This window comes from Inquilinus limosus DSM 16000, assembly GCF_000423185.1.
In the GTDB taxonomy this organism is placed as follows: domain Bacteria; phylum Pseudomonadota; class Alphaproteobacteria; order DSM-16000; family Inquilinaceae; genus Inquilinus; species Inquilinus limosus.
Window position 1 is genome coordinate 209,523 of the sequence record NZ_AUHM01000009.1, and the last position, 13,488, is coordinate 223,010.

A 13,488-nucleotide genomic window follows, 5' to 3' on the forward strand; every position below is an offset into this window, starting at 1 on the left:
GGCCTTTCTATCTCGGGCGGCGTTTCGGATCAGGTGCCGGCGGCGATCACTCGTCGCCGCCGTCGCCGCTCTCCGATCCGCCGGCGGTCATCATGCGGTCGGAGACGAGGCCGGCATTGGCCCGGATCTTGGCCTCGACCGCCTTCGCCGTCTCGGGGTTGTCGCGCAGGAACAGCTTGGCGTTCTCGCGGCCCTGGCCGATGCGCTGGCCGTCATAGGAGAACCAGGCGCCCGATTTCTCCACCACCCCGGCCTGGACGCCGAGGTCGAGCAGTTCGCCGGTCTTCGACACGCCCTCGCCATACATGATGTCGAATTCGACGGCGCGGAACGGAGGCGCCATCTTGTTCTTCACCACCTTGACCCGGGTCTGGTTGCCGGTGACGGTCTCGCGGTCCTTGATCGCGCCGATGCGGCGGATGTCGAGCCGGATCGAGGAATAGAACTTCAGCGCGTTGCCGCCCGTCGTCGTCTCCGGATTGCCGAACATCACGCCGATCTTCAGGCGGATCTGGTTGATGAAGATGACGAGACAGTTGGACCGCGCGATCGAGCCGGTGAGCTTGCGCATCGCCTGGCTCATCAGCCGAGCCTGCAGGCCGGGCTGGTTGTCGCCCATCTCGCCCTCGAGCTCGGCCCGCGGCACCAGCGCCGCCACAGAATCGACCACCACCACGTCGATCGCGCCGGAGCGGACCAGCGTGTCGGTGATCTCCAGCGCCTGCTCGCCGGCATCGGGCTGGGAGATCAGCAGCTCGTCGATGTTGACGCCGAGCTTGCGGGCATAGGTCGGGTCGAGCGCGTGCTCGGCATCGACATAGGCGCAAGTGCCGCCGACCTTCTGCGCCTCAGCCACCGCATGCAGCGCCAACGTGGTCTTGCCGGAGCTTTCCGGCCCGTAGATCTCGACGATCCGGCCCTTCGGCAGGCCGCCGATGCCGAGCGCGATGTCGAGGCCGAGCGATCCGGTCGAGATCACCTCCGCCTCGATCTGGGGCCGGGCCCCGAGCTTCATCACCGAGCCCTTGCCGAAGGCCCGTTCGATCTGGGTCAGGGCGGCTTCCAGCGCCTTGGTCTTGTCCATCGGGGCTTTATCCACAACACGGAGAGTCGGGATCGACATCACCTGTCCTTTCCAGTTGCATGGCGCCATACGCCGCGTCAATGCAGCTCTTGTACACGTTTTGTTCACATCAGGCAAGAGCGGCAGTTCCACGGCCCTTCCGCGGCCGCACTTCGCAAGCAGGATCAATCGGCTTCGAGCTAAACACCAGGGCCGGGAGAACGAATCGATGCCGAAGGACGCCACGCTCGACCGCCACCTCGCCCGCATCCAGCGGGTGATCGACCACATCGCCGCCCATCTCGACGATCCGATCGATCTGGAGCGGCTGGCGGATGTAGCCTGCTTCTCGCCCCACCACTTCCACCGGGCCTACCGGTACCTGCTGGGCGAAACGGTGGCCGAGACGGTGTGCCGGCTGCGCCTGCACCGCGCCGCCGGCACGCTGCTGGACAGCGAGACCTCGGTGGCGCGCATTGCCCGCCGGGCGGGATACGGCAGCGCCGCCGCCTTCAGCCGCGCCTTCGCGGAGCGCTACGGCCAGCCGCCGGGCGCCTACCGCGGCACGCGCCGGTCGTTCCCCTTCGATTCACCCGAAGGAGAAGCCGTCATGCCCGACGTGACCTACCGCACCCTGGCGCCGATCCGGGCCGCCGCCATCCGCCACACCGGCCCTTACATGGAGATCGGCCGCGCCTTCGACCGCCTGATGGCCTGGGCCCGCGCCCGCCAGCTGCTGCGCCCCGGCGCGCGCAACCTCGGCATCTATCACGACGACCCGGCCGCGGTGCCGCCCGATGCCCTGCGCTCCGACGCCTGCCTGGAAGTGCCGGAGGGCATCGCGGGAGAAGGCGAAGTCACCACTCTGACCGTCGCCGGCGGGCCGCATGCGGTGCTGCGCCACATCGGTCCCTATGCCGAGCTGGAGCGGTCCTACGCCTGGCTGTACCGCACCTGGCTGCCGACCAGCGGCGCCGAACCGGCCGAGGCGCCGATCTTCGAGGAGTACCTCAACGACCCGCGCAGCACCCCGGCGGCGGAGCTGGTCACCGACATCCACCTGCCGATCCGGGCGATCCCGGAGGGGCGCGGCTGACCACAGCCCTCCCGAATCACGGCCGGGCCGGAGGCTCGGTCCGGCCCCTTCTAAAGCACGAAATCGCCGGCCGTGAGCGATGTCGCGCCGCTGACCGCGACCGTGAAATCGGCCATCCGATCGCCGTTGAGGTCTCCGGCGACGATCAAGGCCCCACCCTCGGCGAAAACCCTGAGTTGACCCGCCACACCGGTGAAGGCATCACCCCCAATGAAACTGAATGTCTGATTGCCCCCTGCATTGGCGTTGGCATCGACCTCGGACAGGTCGATCCGGTCGCTGCCGCGGGTGAAATCCATGATCCGGTCACGGGTACCGGCCGTGGCGCCGCTATCCGCAGCGGCTTCGAACAGGAACAGATCCCGGCCGGCCCCGCCATAGAGCGAGTCCGCCCCGGCACCGCCATCGAGGAAGTCGTCGCCGCCATTACCCCACAGCGTGTCGGCGCCGCCAGCGCCGTAGAGCGCGTTGCTGCCGGCATCGCCGCCGAGCAGATCGGTGAAGTCCGACCCGAACAGGTCCGAGATCTGGTTCAGCCGGTCGCCCTGCGCATCCCCGCCCGCGGCGGCCCCTGTGGCGAGGTCGACCGAGACCCCAGCTGAGGACCCGGCATACGAGGCCGCGTTGTAGCCGGCCCCGCCGGAGAGCGAGTCCGCCCCGGCGCCGCCGTTGAGGATGTCGTCACCGCCATTGCCCCTCAGCCTGTCGGCGCCGCCAGAGCCATAGAGCGCGTTGCTGCCGGCATCGCCGACGAGCAGATCGTTGAAGTCCGACCCGAACAGGTCCGAGATCTGATACAGCCGGTCGCCCTGCGCATCCCCACCTGCGGCCGCCCCCGTGGTGAGGTCGACCGTAACCCCAACCGAGGACCCGGCATAGGAGGCCATGTTGTTGCCGGCCCCGCCATAGAGCCAGTCCGCCCCGGCGCCGCCGTTGAGAAAGTCGTCGCCACCATTGCCCCACAGCTTGTCGACGCCGCCCTCCCCATAAAGCGCGTTGCTGCCGGCGTCGCCGCCGAGCAAATCGTTGAAGTCCGACCCGATCAGGTCCGAGATCTGGTACAGTTGGTCGCCCTGCGCATCCCCACCCGCGGCCGCCCCCGTGGCGAGGTTGACCGAGACCCCGGCCAAAGACCACGTATAGGAAGCCGCGTTGTTGCCGTCCCCGCCATAGAGCGAGTCCGCTCCGGCGCCTCCGTTCAGCAGGTCGTCACCGCCATTGCCCCACAGCTTGTCGGCGCCGGCATCGCCGTAGAGCGCGTTACCGCCGGCGTCGCCGCCGAGCAGATCGTTGAAGTCCGACCCGATCAGGTCCGAGATCTGGTCCAGCCGGTCGCCCTGCGCATCCCCGCCTTCGGCGGCCCCCGTGGCGAGGTTGACCGCGACTCCAGCCGAGGACCAGGCATAGGAGGCCGCATTGTTCCCGGCCCCGCCATAAAGCCAATCCGCCCCGGCGCCGCCGTTCAGCAAATCGTCTCCGCCATTGCCCCATAGCCTGTCGGCGCCATCTTCGCCATAGAGCGAGTTGCCGCCGGCGTCGCCGCCGAGCAGATCGTTGAAGTCCGACCCGATCAACTCAGAGATCTGGTACAGACGGTCGCCCTGTGCGTCCCCGCCTTCGGCCGCTCCCGTGGCGAGGTTGACCGCGACACCCGCCGAAGACCACTTGTAAGAGGCCGCGTTGTAGCCGGCCCCGCCGTAGAGCGTGTCCGCCCCGGCGCCGCCGTCGAGGAAGTCGTCGCCGCCGTTGCCCCACAACTTGTCGGCGCCGCCATTCCCGTAGAGCGAGTTGTCCTCGGCGTCGCCGCCCAGCAGATCGTCGAAGTCCGACCCGATCAGATCCGAGATCTGGTACAGCCGGTCGCCCTGCGCATCCCCGCCTTCGGCCGCTCCCGTGACGAGATTGACCGCGACACCCGCCGAAGACCCGACATAGGAGGCCGCGTTGTAGCCGGCCCCGCCATCGAGCGTGTCCGCCCCTGCACCGCCGCGGAGTGTATCGTTACCGCCGTCGCCCACCAGCGTGTCCGCACCGGCCCCCCCGGCCATCCAGTTGTCCCCAGCGTCGCCGCGCATCGTGTCGGCGAAATCCGACCCGATCAGATCGCTGATGCGGATCAGCGTGTCGCCGTCCGCGCCGCCATAGGCGCCCTTGCCGCTGGTCAGGTTGACGTAGACGCCCGCGGTCGAGCCGGCATAGGACACGGCGTTGACGCCGCCGCCACCGTCGAGGATGTCGGCACCGGCGCCACCATTCAACAGGTCGTCGCCGCCACCGCCCGAAAGCCGGTCGTTGCCGTCCAGGCCATACAGCCAGTTCTCACCGCCATCGCCGGTCAGCGTGTCGTTCCAGTCGCTGCCTTCGAGATCCTCGATCCCGGTCAGCGTATCACCTTGCGCCTCGCCCCCTGCGGCCGTGTGGCCGGCGAGGTTTACGGTCACACCTGCCGCGGAGGTGTAGTAGGAGGCGAGATCAAAACCATCGCCGCCATCCAGGATATCGGCGCCGGCGCCGCCGATCAGCAGGTCATCGCCGCCGAGTCCGGACAGTCGGTCGTCACCGTCCAAGCCATCCAGCCGATTGTCGCCAGCGTCACCGGTCAGCACATCGTTGAGTTTCGTTCCCGCCACCATGCTGCACCCCCTTAATGGTCAGAAGACAATGATTTTCGGAAAATTATCAGGAACACGGCAGATTCCGCCGCGACGGTCCGCTCCAGCATAGGACAGGAAGCTTGGGGTAAGAGGAAGATTAGCGCAAGAGCCTGTTGCACTCGCACCTGCCGGGGGGCGTTCCCCTCCGGGCAGGTGCGAATGGAGATCGTAGAGGCGGCCGATCAGAACGGATAGTAATCGCCGGTCGGCAGCCGGTTCACGGCCAAAGGCAACGAGGCGTTGGGTTTGCAGGTCACCGCCCGCTTCCAGCTCGGGGCGGCGGCGGTTGCATAGGAGCCTTCGGGCTGCGGGCCCGGGGCTTCCGCCGAGACCGGATTCGGGCCGGTCGGCACGCCGATCACCTCGAAGGACGGCACGCGCTGCGGCTGCTCGCCAGCCGCCACCGGAACGGCGGCGAAGGGGATGTAGGTGTCGTCCGACTGCGCCTCGACGGAGGGGCCTTCGGCCGCGCGCCGCGCGGCGCGGCGGTCGCGCGCCGAGGACACCGGGGCCATGGCCACGATCGGGCCCGGCAGCCGGGCCGCCGCGGCGGGCGGAACGGTGTAGGGCTGCCCCGGCTGGGCTGCGACAGCGGGGGCCGCACCCTGGGCCGCCGGCGTCAGCGGAACCGGCTGTCCCGGCGCCGCCGCTTCAGCCGGATAGCAGTTCGGCACCGGCAGGCACTGGAAGGTCGCGCCCTTGCGGCCGTCGACCACGTCCTCGGCCTTGAACACGGCCAGCCGGTTGAGCTGGGCGCATTGCGCATTGGCGTAGATGGCGGCCTGATCCGCACTGTTGATGAAGCCCGCATAGTCGACACGGGTCTCCTTCGGCGTCACCGGATCGATCCCGCAGCCCGAGACGGCGAGAACGGCGGCGAAAAGCGCAGCGCCACGAAGCATCGAATAACCTCGATCTGAAAGCCCCTCGGCGCCACCCTAGCACGAGCGGACGGCGTGGCGGAGACGAGAACGGCGTCTTGCCCAAAAAGAAGTAAAGACGAGAACGGCGCCTTTCGGCGCCGTATCGGTCAATCGTCGCGGTGGGTCCGCTCCAGCCGTTCGTGGCGCTCCTGCGCCTCGAGGCTCAGCGTCGCGGTCGGCCGGGCCTCCAACCGCTTGACGCCGATCGGCTCGCCCGTCTCCTCGCAGAACCCGTAGGTGCCGTCCTCGATCCGGCGCATCGCCGCGTCGATCTTGGAGAGGAGCTTGCGCTCGCGATCGCGGGTCCTGAGCTCGAGCGAGCGGTCGGTCTCGGCGGAGGCCCGGTCGGTCAGATCGGGCTCCTGGATGCCGCCGTCCTGCAGGCTGTTCAGGGTCGCATTGGATTCGGCGAGGAGGTCGGCCCGCCACTTCAGAAGCTTGCGCCGGAAATATTCCAGCATCATCGGATTCATGAAGTCTTCATCATCCGACGGCCGATAATCCGGGGGCAGAAGCATCGCTGTCATCGCAACAACCACTCACTGTCTGACGTGCCGGCCTTCTTCCGAGCCTGAGCGGCGCGGAGTATAGGGAGACGCAGGATCGGAAACAATCGAAACGATGCAAGGATCGAGTTTTGCAACTCGCTGTTTTTGTTGGCTTTTAACGAACACACAAGACCCGTCGCCCCCGGAGGCCGCTTCGCTTCGCGGCATCGGGGCGCCGCAACGCGCCCCGGCAGGGGGCCGATCGGCACAGTGCGGCATGCGGCGCCCTGATAACGCCGGACGGGGCGGGAACGCAAGGGGATCAGAGTGTGGCGAGACTCGGACCGGCCATGCGCGGAGCGAAGAACGCCGCGCCAGCGCCAGAGATCACCCCGCCGTCGCGGTGAAGCGCCATGCTCATGCTGCTCCGGCGCTTCGGACATCCGGCCCGGCTCCTCCCGGCGATGTTAACCTGGAAAAGCCCGACCTCCCGCGCAACACTGCTTCGGAAGCCGACCGCCGGGAGCCGCCGCTCGTGAGCACGTCCCTCACCACTCTTCCGATCGTCCTGGCCGCCCTCCTCGCCTCGGCCGGAGCTGCCTGGGCCAACGATTCGACGGCGGAGCTGGCCGCCGGCGGCCTCGTGCTGACGAAGACCGACGACATCGAGATGCGATCCGAGGACCTCTACGTCTCGGCGAAGGAGATCCGGGTCACCTACCGCTTCTTCAACCTGTCGACGCAGGACAGGACCGTGACGGTCGCCTTCCCGATGCCCGACGTCACGCTCGACTTCATCGACGGCCTGACAGCCGTGCCGCATCCCGGCACCGAGAACTTCCTCGATTTCTCGACCAAAGCCGACGGCGAGCCGGTGGCGACCGAGGTCGAGGTCAAGGCCTTCGCCAACGGAGTCGACCATACGGCGCTGCTGCGCAAGCTGGGCGTGCCGCTGTATCCCGATGCCGATTATGACGGCCTGACCGCCCTGCCGAAGGCGCAGCGGGACGAACTGATCGGACTCGGCCTCGCGGCCGTCAACGAGTTCGATTCCGGCAAGGGTTGGGAACAGCACGTCGTCCCGAGCTGGACGCTGAAGACCACCTACCACTTCCGGCAGACCTTCCCCGCCGGCCGCGAGGTGATGATCGAGCACCGCTACACGCCCGCCACAGGCGAGAGCGTGGGCTCGGTGATCGGCTCGTCCTATGCCGTCGGCAGCCCCGAATATGCGGACGACCTGCGCACCTACTGCATCGACCAGGGCTTCCTCGCCGCGGTCAAGCGGGCGCAGGCCAAGGCCGGCAAGGACGGCATGCCGTTCAGCGAACAGCGCGTCTCCTACATTCTGACGACCGGGGCCAACTGGGCGGCGCCGATCGGGGAGTTCCGGCTGGTGGTCGACAAGGGCGACGCCCGGAACCTCGTCAGCTTCTGCGCCGACGGGGTGAAGAAGATCTCGCCGACCCGGTTCGAGATGCGCAAGACCGACTTCACCCCGACCGCCGATCTGAACGTGCTGATCCTGCAGCCGATCGCGGCCCAGTGAGGTCCGGAGAGACTAAAGCCGCCAGAGCGCGCTGCGCCGTTCCAGCATCTTCCGCCGCTGCTCGGCTGGCAGCCTGGGCATGATCTCGAGCACCGTCCCCTCCACCACGTCGCGCAGCTCCTTGAACTTGTCGCGCATCGCCGCCAGCGCCGCCGCCGCCTTGTCGGGGTCGTAGGGATCGGCGGACAGCGCCTCGTTCGCAGCGGCACGCAGCCGACGCAACTCCTCCCACATGGCCTTGCCTTCGGCCCGGCGCTGATCCAACAGCTGCTCCAACTCGGCACGGCCGGGCTCCGGCAAGGTCGCGACGGCCTCGGCCAGCGCGGACGGGCCGGACCGCGAATCCGATCGCCACAGCCAGGTGCCGATCACGCCCAGCAACAGGAGGTTGAGCGCGAGCGAGGCGACGAAGGCCCAGCGCCAGGAGCGTGCAGTCACGGCGTTCCTCCGAAGGGCGACACGTCGTCGACCAGGGCATAGCCGAGGGTCGACGACCAGTCGTCGTCATTGGCCTGGACCGTCGGCACCATGGCGCCCAGATAGATGCCCACCACCAGCGCCGCGGCGAAGGCGATCGCCGGTCGCCAGGACAGGATCTCCGAAATCCAGCGGCGCGGCCGCGGAGCGGCGTCCAGGATGCGGCCGAGCAGCGCCGCCGAGGGCGGGGCCACCCGCAGGTCGTTGAGGGCCGCGGCCACGGCCCGGGCGTCGGCCATGGCGGATCGCGCCTTGGCCGACGCCGCCAGCAGCGCTTCCGCCTCGTCCCGCTCGGGCGCCGGCCAGCGGTCGATCACCGGGCCGTGCCGGTCGAGCAGATCGAGGAACCGATCGAGCGTCATCTCGGCCATGTCACACATCTCCCATCAGATCGGCCCGCTCCGCCGCCAAAGTCTGGCGGAGGGCGCGCCGGCCGCGTGCCAGCAGCGATTCCACCGCCTCGACCCCGACCCCGAGCGTCTCGCCGATCTCGCGATTGCCCTGGCCCTCGTAGTGGCTGAGCAGGATGGCGGCGCGCTGCCGCTCGGGCAGCTGGGCCAGCGCCTCGGCGACCCGGCGCGAGACCCGGACGCGCTGCATCCCGGCCTCGGCCCCGGCGGCGGGATCAGGCGGCTCCGGCACCGCGTCGAGCGCGACCGAAGGCTGCCGCCGCAGCCGGTCGATCGCCCGGTTGTAGGTGACGCGGGTGAGCCAGGTCGAAACCGTCGCGCTGCCGTCGGGCCGCCAGCGCCCGGCCTCCTTCCACAGGGCCAGGAAGGCGTCCTGGGCCACGTCCTCGGCATCGGCACGGCTGCCCAGCATGCGCTGGGCGAAGGCCAGCAGGCGTCCGAGATGCCGGTCGACCAGGCGGCGGCAGGCGGCGGCGTCTCCCGCCGCCACCGCCGCCACCAGGGCATCGTCGCTCTCGGCCACGCTTCAGTTGCGGTGGGTCTTGAGGTCATCGATCGACAAAGCACCCGTCTTGCCGGTGTCGCGGCGGTCGAAGCGGGCCAGAGACGGCGCCTCGAACTCGGCCGCGGTCACCTTGCCGTCCTTGTCGGCGTCGAGCTTGTCGAAACGCTGTTCCAGGCGGGGGCGGATCTTCGCGATCATGGCGTCGACATACTGCTCCTTGGTCAGCGCCCCGTCACCTGCCGTATCGAGCTCCTTGAACCGCGCCTCGGCCCAGGCCTGGACCTCCGTCCGCTCGACCTTGCCGTCCTTGTTGGTGTCGAGCTGGCGGAAGAAGCCACCGCGCCAGCCGCCATCGGGCGCGCCCTGGGTGGCCGCCATCGCGGTGCCGGCGACGAGGGCGAGCAGCGCGGAACCGACAATCCACTTCGTCTTCATGATGCTCTCGACATTGCGCACCGCCATGGGTGCCTGATGTCCCCTTCACGATGCAGCGCGCCGCTTCCGTCGCAGATCGGACCGCCGGACGCTTGCACGACTTCGGGACTTGGCCCACCTCTTGGTGCAGATGCCGATCCGCAACCGGGCGATGCCATGGCCGAATTCACCTTCCTGGACCGCGACGTCCTGCGCCTGACCGGCGAGGACCGGACCGCCTTCCTGCAGGGGCTGGTCTCCAACGACATGCGGAAGGTGGCGCCCGACCGCGCCGTCTTCGCCGCCTTCCTGACGCCGCAAGGCAAGTATCTGCACGACTTTCACGTGGTCGCGCTGGGCGATGCCTGGCTGATCGACTGCGAGGCCGGGCGCGGCGCCGACCTGCTGCGGCGGCTGCGCCTGTACAAGCTGCGCTCCAAGGTCGAGCTGGCCGAGGCGACCGCCGATTGGGCGGTGGCGGCGATCCCCGGCGAGGCCGGGCGGGCCGCGTTCGACCTGCCGGACGAAGCCGGGGCCGCGCGGCCCCTGGCCGACGGCGTCGCCCATGTCGACGCCCGGCTGGCGGCGCTGGGCGCCCGGGCGCTGCTGCCGAGGGCGACCGCGAAGGCCGCATTGGAAGGCCTCGGCCTGGCCGAGACCGGTCCGGAGGCCTGGGACCGGCTGCGCCTGTCGCTCGGCGTGCCGGACGGCAGCCGCGACCTGGTCCCGGAGAAGACGGTGCTGCTGGAGGCGAACTACGATTCGCTGAACGCCATCGCCTGGGACAAAGGCTGCTACATGGGCCAGGAACTGACCGCCCGCACCCGCTATCGCGGCCTGCTGAAGAAGCGGCTGGCCCCGGTGCAGCTGGACGGCCCGGCGCCGGAGCCCGGCACGCCAATCCTGCGCGACGGCCGCGAAGCCGGCGAGATGCGGTCGAGCCGCGACGGCATCGGCCTGGCGCTGCTGCGGCTGGAGGCGCTGGAGGGCGACGCCGGGCCGCTGCTGGCCGGCGATACGCCGGTCCGCCCGGCCAAGCCGGCCGGAAAGGCGGCCTGAACCTACACCGGACGAGGCTGGCGTTCTCGAGGTCCGGGGCCTGAGACGAGGCTGGTTCCGCCGGGACGGGATCTGCTCTAGGGTCGCGCCAACGACTTCCAGAGGACTCGCCCTGTGAGCACGCTCGATCAGGTTCTGTCGGCCGTCGATGCCGGCCTGGACTCCAGCCTCGACCGGCTGATGGCGTTCCTGCGCCAGCCCAGCATCTCGACCGATCCCGCCTTCAAGAACCAGTGCCGTGCCGCCGCCGAATGGCTGGCGGCCAGCCTGGGCGAGATCGGCTTCACCGCCGGGGTGCGGCCGACCCCCGGCCACCCGATGGTGGTCGGCCATGCGCCCGGCGCCGGAGCCGGGCCGTCGATCCTGTTCTACGGCCACTACGACGTCCAGCCGGTCGATCCGCTGGAGCTGTGGGACCATCCGCCCTTCGAACCGCGGATCGAGACCGGCGCCGACGGCGTGAAGCGCATCCGCGCCCGCGGCGCCTCCGACGACAAGGGCCAGCTTCTGACTTTTCTCGAGGCCTGCCGCGCCTGGAAGGCGGTGACCGGCTCCCTGCCCCTTCCGATCACTGTGTTCTGCGAGGGCGAGGAGGAATCGGGCAGCCCCAGCCTGAACCCGTTCCTGGAGGCCAACCGCCAGGAGCTGTCGAAGGATCTGGCGCTGGTCTGCGACACCGGCATGTGGGATCCGAGGACCCCGGCGATCACCACCAGCCTGCGCGGCATGGTTTACGAGCAGGTGACGATCACCGCGGCCAATCGCGACCTGCATTCCGGCATGTATGGCGGCTCCGCCCGCAACCCAATCCATGTGCTGGCGAGGATCCTGGCGGCGCTGCACGACGATGACGGCCGCGTCACCGTGCCCGGCTTCTATGACGGCGTGCCGGAGACGCCGACGCAGCTGAAGGCGCAGTGGCAGTCGATGGGCTTCGACGAGGCCGACTTCCTGGGCCAGGTCGGCCTGTCGGTCCCGGCCGGGGAGCGCGACCGCACGGCGCTGGAGCGGCTGTGGGCGCGGCCGACGTGCGAGGTCAACGGCATCTGGGGCGGCTATACCGGCGAGGGCGCCAAGACGGTGATCCCGTCCCAGGCCCATGCCAAGGTCTCGTTCCGGCTGGTCGGCGACCAGGATCCGGACAAGGTTCGGGCCGCGTTCCACGATTTCGTGCAGAAGCGGCTTCCGGCCGACTGCTCGGCCAAGTTCTGGTCGCGCGACGGCAGCCCGGCGCTGTCGCTGCCGATCGACAACCCGGCCCTCACCCGCGCCCGGGGTGCGCTGCAGGAGGAATGGGGCCGCCCTGCGATGCTGGTCGGCTCCGGCGGCTCGATCCCGGTGGTCGGATCGTTCAAGCGCCTGCTCGGAATGGATTCGCTGCTGGTCGGCTTCGCGCTGGACGACGACCGGGTGCACAGCCCGAACGAGAAATACGACCTGACCAGCTTCCACAAGGGCATCCGCTCCTGGGCCCGGATCCTGGCGGCGCTGGCGGAGAAGTAGGCCGCCACTCTACCCCAGGTGAAAGCTGGCCATGGCGGCGATCCGTCTCCGGTCGCCCGGGTGGCGGTCGCCGCCGCGGCACATGTGGCGCAGCCGGCGCAGCTCGGGCACGCCGCTGCTGCGCAGGTGGTCGAGCATCGCGGCGTGGCTGGAGGGCACGGTGATCGTCATCGGCCCTGCCGGCGCAAGGGCCGAGAGCATCGCGACCAGGGCCGCCGCGGTCTCCTGGTTCTCGGCCAGGACCGGGCCGATCCGGTCCGGATGGCGCAACCCGTAGCCGACCACCCGCCCGTCACGGCGGCAGACCGCGCCGTCGGGATGCTCGCGGAACAGCTCGCGGAGCCCGGTCGTGCGGTCGGCGCCGAACACCGCGGCGTCGTAGGCGGCGACGGCGGGCAGGTCCGCCTCCGCCATCGGCGCGAGGCCGGGCACCGGCGGCGCCTCGACCGGCCCCGGCGCCTCCAGAACCACCGAAGCGTCGACATCGACGAAGCCGAGCTTCTCGTAGAGCGGCGCGCCGGCGGGCGAGGCGTCGAGCAGGATGACGCGGCCGGCCGGCACCGGGGCCAGCGCCGCCTCGACGATGCGGCGGCCGAAGCCGCGCCCCTGCATCGCCGGGTCGGTGCCGACGATGCCGAGATAGGCCACCCGGCCGTAGTCGACCACCGCCGCCGCGGCACGCAGCGCGCCTTCGGCCTCCAGCACTTGGATCGCCGCATTCGGCATGCGGGACAGCCGGGCGACGGTCGGCCCGAAGCGCGGACTGCCGTAGGCCGCGGCCAGCAGCGCCGTCAGCGCCTCCGCCTCCTCCGGCCGCATCCGCCGGCAGATCGGCGTCATCCGACCGCCACCAGCACCGCGCCGCCGCCGATCAGCGCCACGCCGAGCCAGGCGACCCCGGACAGCGTCTCGCCCAGGAAGATCGCGCCGAACACCGCCACCAGCACGACGCTGAGCTTGTCGATCGGCGCCACCTGCCCCGCCTGGCCGAGCTTCAGCGCCCGGAAGTAGCAGAGCCAGGAGGCCCCGGTCGCCAGGCCGGACAGGACCAGAAAGGCCCAGGTCCGCCCGGAGATCGAGGAGGCCGGCTGGAACTGCCCGGTGACGGCAACGATGCCGCCGATCGCCAGCAGGATGACGACGGTGCGGATGAAGGTGGCGAGGTCGGAGCTGATCGCTTCGACCCCGACCTTGGCGAAGATCGCGGTCAGGGCGGCGAAGGCGGCGGACAGCAGCGCCCAGAACTGCCATGAGGAGAGAAGGCCGGATTTCATGCGGGTCGACTCGCTGCAGGAGCACCATGCCACCTTGGCCCCGATCCCGAGCGCAGCGGAAGGGGCCGCGGCG

14 protein-coding genes are annotated in these 13,488 nt (G+C 69.8%); 4 read left to right on the plus strand and 10 right to left on the minus strand.

Annotated elements, in window-relative coordinates:
* Window positions 1-46: 46 nt before the first annotated feature.
* Entirely contained in the window at window positions 47-1,123 is a 1,077-nt protein-coding gene (gene recA, locus G537_RS0112005; RefSeq protein ID WP_026870327.1) for a recombinase RecA, read from the minus strand.
* 169 nt (window positions 1,124-1,292) lie between these two features.
* Between recA and G537_RS0112010 the strand changes: the two genes are divergently transcribed.
* Window positions 1,293-2,159, plus strand: a complete 867-nt coding sequence (locus tag G537_RS0112010; RefSeq protein WP_026870328.1) for an AraC family transcriptional regulator — start codon at window positions 1,293-1,295, stop codon at window positions 2,157-2,159.
* Window positions 2,160-2,209: 50 nt separating this feature from the next.
* Here G537_RS0112010 and G537_RS0112015 read toward each other — a convergent pair whose 3' ends face one another.
* From G537_RS0112015 to dksA, 3 genes are all read right to left on the minus strand, one after another.
* The gene (locus tag G537_RS0112015; protein ID WP_026870329.1) at window positions 2,210-4,792 is read right to left on the minus strand and encodes a beta strand repeat-containing protein; all 2,583 of its coding nucleotides are present in this window, start codon (window positions 4,790-4,792) and stop codon (window positions 2,210-2,212) included.
* A 203-nt stretch (window positions 4,793-4,995) separates the two neighbouring features.
* On the minus strand, window positions 4,996-5,715 hold the full coding sequence (locus G537_RS0112020) for a hypothetical protein (RefSeq protein WP_026870330.1): 720 nt from the start codon (window positions 5,713-5,715) through the stop codon (window positions 4,996-4,998).
* A 128-nt stretch (window positions 5,716-5,843) separates the two neighbouring features.
* Window positions 5,844-6,263, minus strand: a complete 420-nt coding sequence (gene dksA, locus G537_RS0112025; RefSeq protein ID WP_026870331.1) for an RNA polymerase-binding protein DksA — start codon at window positions 6,261-6,263, stop codon at window positions 5,844-5,846.
* A gap of 496 nt (window positions 6,264-6,759) precedes the next feature.
* Between dksA and G537_RS0112035 the strand changes: the two genes are divergently transcribed.
* Entirely contained in the window at window positions 6,760-7,773 is a 1,014-nt protein-coding gene (locus tag G537_RS0112035; protein WP_211230363.1) for a DUF4424 domain-containing protein, read from the plus strand.
* A gap of 12 nt (window positions 7,774-7,785) precedes the next feature.
* Here G537_RS0112035 and G537_RS0112040 read toward each other — a convergent pair whose 3' ends face one another.
* From G537_RS0112040 to G537_RS37615, 4 genes are read right to left on the minus strand one after another with little or no spacing between them, the layout of a single operon-like run.
* Complete coding sequence (locus G537_RS0112040; RefSeq protein WP_026870333.1) at window positions 7,786-8,211, minus strand: periplasmic heavy metal sensor; 426 nt, start codon at window positions 8,209-8,211, stop codon at window positions 7,786-7,788.
* Entirely contained in the window at window positions 8,208-8,621 is a 414-nt protein-coding gene (locus G537_RS42020) for a hypothetical protein (RefSeq protein ID WP_051248334.1), read from the minus strand. The genes G537_RS0112040 and G537_RS42020 overlap by 4 nt, the downstream gene beginning before the upstream one ends.
* A gap of 1 nt (window position 8,622) precedes the next feature.
* Window positions 8,623-9,183 (minus strand): RNA polymerase sigma factor, encoded by a 561-nt coding sequence (locus G537_RS0112050; RefSeq protein ID WP_026870334.1) that lies wholly within the window; start codon window positions 9,181-9,183, stop codon window positions 8,623-8,625.
* Between the two features lie 3 nt (window positions 9,184-9,186).
* On the minus strand, window positions 9,187-9,627 hold the full coding sequence (locus tag G537_RS37615; protein WP_051248335.1) for an EF-hand domain-containing protein: 441 nt from the start codon (window positions 9,625-9,627) through the stop codon (window positions 9,187-9,189).
* A 129-nt stretch (window positions 9,628-9,756) separates the two neighbouring features.
* Here G537_RS37615 and ygfZ point away from each other — a divergent pair, with 129 nt between their 5' ends.
* Window positions 9,757-10,638, plus strand: coding sequence for a CAF17-like 4Fe-4S cluster assembly/insertion protein YgfZ (gene ygfZ, locus G537_RS0112060; RefSeq protein ID WP_026870335.1), 882 nt, complete (start codon window positions 9,757-9,759; stop codon window positions 10,636-10,638).
* A 114-nt stretch (window positions 10,639-10,752) separates the two neighbouring features.
* Window positions 10,753-12,141: a dipeptidase gene (locus G537_RS0112065; protein WP_026870336.1), complete on the plus strand. Its 1,389-nt coding sequence runs from the start codon at window positions 10,753-10,755 to the stop codon at window positions 12,139-12,141.
* Between the two features lie 9 nt (window positions 12,142-12,150).
* Here the strand turns inward: G537_RS0112065 and G537_RS42025 are convergent, their stop codons facing one another.
* Entirely contained in the window at window positions 12,151-12,981 is an 831-nt protein-coding gene (locus G537_RS42025) for a GNAT family N-acetyltransferase (RefSeq protein WP_155888585.1), read from the minus strand.
* Window positions 12,978-13,415, minus strand: a complete 438-nt coding sequence (locus G537_RS0112075) for an EamA family transporter (RefSeq protein ID WP_026870337.1) — start codon at window positions 13,413-13,415, stop codon at window positions 12,978-12,980. Before G537_RS0112075 ends, G537_RS42025 begins: the two co-directional genes overlap by 4 nt.
* Window positions 13,416-13,488 lie beyond the last annotated feature (73 nt).

Bases quoted from the DNA above. Each gene is read 5' to 3' on its own strand.
- recA (WP_026870327.1), bottom strand. From the start codon at position 1,123: ATGTCGATCCCGACTCTCCGTGTTGTGGATAAAGCCCCGATGGACAAG.
- G537_RS0112010 (WP_026870328.1), top strand. From the start codon at position 1,293: ATGCCGAAGGACGCCACGCTCGACCGCCACCTCGCCCGCATCCAGCGG.
- G537_RS0112015 (WP_026870329.1), bottom strand. From the start codon at position 4,792: ATGGTGGCGGGAACGAAACTCAACGATGTGCTGACCGGTGACGCTGGC.
- G537_RS0112020 (WP_026870330.1), bottom strand. From the start codon at position 5,715: ATGCTTCGTGGCGCTGCGCTTTTCGCCGCCGTTCTCGCCGTCTCGGGC.
- dksA (WP_026870331.1), bottom strand. From the start codon at position 6,263: ATGACAGCGATGCTTCTGCCCCCGGATTATCGGCCGTCGGATGATGAA.
- G537_RS42020 (WP_051248334.1), bottom strand. From the start codon at position 8,621: ATGGCCGAGATGACGCTCGATCGGTTCCTCGATCTGCTCGACCGGCAC.
- G537_RS37615 (WP_051248335.1), bottom strand. From the start codon at position 9,627: ATGGCGGTGCGCAATGTCGAGAGCATCATGAAGACGAAGTGGATTGTC.
- ygfZ (WP_026870335.1), top strand. From the start codon at position 9,757: ATGGCCGAATTCACCTTCCTGGACCGCGACGTCCTGCGCCTGACCGGC.
- G537_RS42025 (WP_155888585.1), bottom strand. From the start codon at position 12,981: ATGACGCCGATCTGCCGGCGGATGCGGCCGGAGGAGGCGGAGGCGCTG.
- G537_RS0112075 (WP_026870337.1), bottom strand. From the start codon at position 13,415: ATGAAATCCGGCCTTCTCTCCTCATGGCAGTTCTGGGCGCTGCTGTCC.